The sequence below is a fragment of the Moorena sp. SIO4E2 genome (assembly GCF_010671945.1).
In the GTDB taxonomy this organism is placed as follows: Bacteria; Cyanobacteriota; Cyanobacteriia; order Cyanobacteriales; family Coleofasciculaceae; genus Moorena; species Moorena producens.
Genome location: NZ_JAAHIE010000805.1, coordinates 1 through 2,732, shown reverse-complemented (window position 1 = coordinate 2,732; position 2,732 = coordinate 1). Strand labels below are relative to the sequence as shown.

Here is a 2,732-nt window from a genome sequence, read left to right as displayed (position 1 = left end):
TGCTTGAGCATCACTCAAAAAAACCAGATTTATGATTAACCCACAGATCAATAATGCTTTGAGAGTTCGCACAATGAAGTGCATAACTTATTCCTCCTGTGTTTATGCATGTAGATTGCACCAGTAAGGAATGTATCATATCCTTCCAAATTTCTCTAGACCTCGCCACTAGTGATCGCGCCACCATCCCAACCCAGCCTTGAGAACCTCGCAACTCAAAGGACTTGGACTCACGAGCAAGCGCTACCATAATCAGCATCTGTGACCTTGGCGACTTGGAGGGATTGGAATTACAGGCGATCGCCCCGCTCTGACTCCCAGGGAGAAACGGTACCTACGACCTGGGATGCCTAACGGCTTTGAGGGCAGCAGCGCGAGACTAGCTTTGGAGAAAAAGCGATCCTTTCCCCTACTCGTTCGCTACGGTAAGGGGTTGGGAATTCCTTAATTCTATAAGCGCAATTATGTTGTTGAAATGTAAGGGATTCAACAACATAATTACTCTCAATTGAGGTACTCCTAATCCCCAAGGCTTGATTGCGATCGCCAATCCTGCGACCAGCCACTAACAACAACAAGTCTAATAAGGGATGCCTTCAGGGAACATTACGGCAATCCGTTTTTTTCGCATCTCGGCTTCGGACATGCAAATTTCCTCAATCTGATTAACGACATCTTCTTCAATGCCAAGATATTTGGCCATTTTGTGGACTGATGCCTGTTCATCCGGATGATATTCTGCATCAGCAGCACAAGCCTTAATGGCCGCATAAATAATCGCACGACGACCGTTTTTGTCTAGAGTGGGAGCTTGGGCAAGAACCTCAAGTAGATCATCATCTGCCGGGTAATCTTTTGCCATGCCATACTCGGTATTGCTATGGTAACAGGCAGAACGACCAACAACCCAGTTTCTTTCTTCTGGTGTTAGGACGCCATCTCCTTTTGCACAGATCAGAACCGCTTTTACAAGGGCATTATAGTCCTGCTCCGGTGGGATTGTTTTTATCCCATACAACTCATTATATAACCACAGCCGACCATCTAGATCCTTATCTGACATATTCAATTCTCCGTTTTTAGTCTTTCGACTCCATCAGTTTAATATGATCTGCCGTGGTGAGATTAAGATTTTAGATTTAACTTTTGTAAACTCGAATTAGCCGTTAAGGGGCTATAGCCAGGCTGAAAGCAATTTCCAGTATTGCTTTCAGCCATTAATGAAAAAATACATATTTTTAGATCAGGGCTATTTAATTCTAAAAATCGGCTCTTAGGTTTGCTGTTTCATCAATCCACTCATCGAATTTATAGAGCATCATTACTAAATTGTTAGTTGTTAGTTGTTAGTTGTTAGTTGTTAGTTGTTAGTTGTTAGTTGTTAGTTGTTAGTTGTTAGTTGTTAGTTGCTAGGATAGCCATTGCCCAGCATGTCAGCCAGGGTAAGCGCAATAAAAATGAACTCATAGGCATTGCTTAATCTTCGGATGAATATGAGTGGGGTGGGCATCCTGCCCGCCCGAAAATAAGCATGAAACTGGCAAGATGCCAGTTCCACGCAAACATGCCAGTTCCACGCAAACATGCCCATTCCACAAAACTATTAAAATCATCCCGCATTTATGGAACGCCCACAAGAGTTGTATGATTGGGATTAGCAAGGAAAATACTATTGCTGTTTTTAGTCAATTGGGAAAATAGTATCATGCCACACGCTATAGTAACTGGAGGCTCCACCGGCATTGGAGCTGCTACCGTAGATAAGTTCGTAGCCGAGGGCTTCTCAGTATCTATTCTTGATACAAATGTATCTGCTGGTCAGCAGCTCGTTGAAAAATATAACAGCAAGGTCATGCTTTTTAAAGCTGACGTGGCAATAAGAGACGAGGTAAGTCTAGCGATCAAGTCTGCAGTTCTTAAGTTCGGTACTCCAGACGTACTATTTGTCAATGCTGGGATTTATCGCTTCACTTCTATCTTTGATCTTAGAGAAGAGGATATGAGGAACCTGATCGAAGTAAACCTGTGTGGAGTACTCTACACAGTAGCCGAAGTCGCGCCACTGATGCGTGAACAGAAGAGTGGAGCAATAGTCTTAATGTCCTCTGACCAGGTCTTTATCGGTAAGAGCGGCTGTCTTGTCTATGGTGCAACTAAAGGTGCTGTAGGTCAATTGGCAAAGGGGCTCTCCGTAGAACTGAGCGAGTATGGCGTTAGAGTCAACGCTGTATGCCCAGCATGCGTTCGCACCCCTATGACCGAGAAGATTTTTCAGGAAGTTGCAGATACTCAAAAAGAAGATATAGAAAAAGTATGGGCAAGAGAAGCACAAGCACATCCAATAGGAAGAGTTGCTTCCCCTAAAGACATAGCTAGTGTTGTTTATTTTCTTTCCCAAGATGGTGCATCATTTATGACTGGAGCGCTCATTCCGATAGATGGCGGACTCACGTCTCAGACTCAATCATTATCATCCCTCAATGTTTCGGATACTTAAGCCCAAAAAAAACCTCAAAACGGGAGATTAATATAAGATGCTTCTAGCTCAGAAGCATTAGCTAAGCTCCTCCCAAGGAGGCTCACTTCATCTTCGACCATGGGTCGCTGAGTCTTTTTAGCGTGGTCTCGCTTGTTTTTTCGACTTTGGTTTATGCTTCGGTGTGAATAACTCCCATCCCTGTCTGCTCCAGAGAGTAAAACAATATTCAAGCCGGAGGCAAATAGGAGCGTCC

The 2,732-nt window shown here is 43.8% G+C and carries 4 protein-coding genes; 1 reads left to right on the top strand and 3 read right to left on the bottom strand.

Translation table 11 applies throughout. The features are described 5' to 3' along the window. Positions 1-580 precede the first annotated feature (580 nt). Together F6K37_RS37480 and F6K37_RS37475 are read right to left on the bottom strand one after the other, a co-directional pair. On the bottom strand, positions 581-1,063 hold the full coding sequence (locus tag F6K37_RS37480; RefSeq protein ID WP_287256092.1) for a tellurite resistance TerB family protein: 483 nt from the start codon (positions 1,061-1,063) through the stop codon (positions 581-583). 339 nt (positions 1,064-1,402) lie between these two features. Continuing rightward, positions 1,403-1,591: a hypothetical protein gene (locus F6K37_RS37475; RefSeq protein ID WP_287256091.1), complete on the bottom strand. Its 189-nt coding sequence runs from the start codon at positions 1,589-1,591 to the stop codon at positions 1,403-1,405. Between the two features lie 114 nt (positions 1,592-1,705). Between F6K37_RS37475 and F6K37_RS37470 the strand changes: the two genes are divergently transcribed. Then, on the top strand, positions 1,706-2,497 hold the full coding sequence (locus tag F6K37_RS37470; protein WP_071106951.1) for an SDR family NAD(P)-dependent oxidoreductase: 792 nt from the start codon (positions 1,706-1,708) through the stop codon (positions 2,495-2,497). Between the two features lie 14 nt (positions 2,498-2,511). Here the strand turns inward: F6K37_RS37470 and F6K37_RS37465 are convergent. Further along, the coding region (locus F6K37_RS37465) for a hypothetical protein (protein WP_287256088.1) at positions 2,512-2,732 on the bottom strand (221 nt) is incomplete at its 5' end.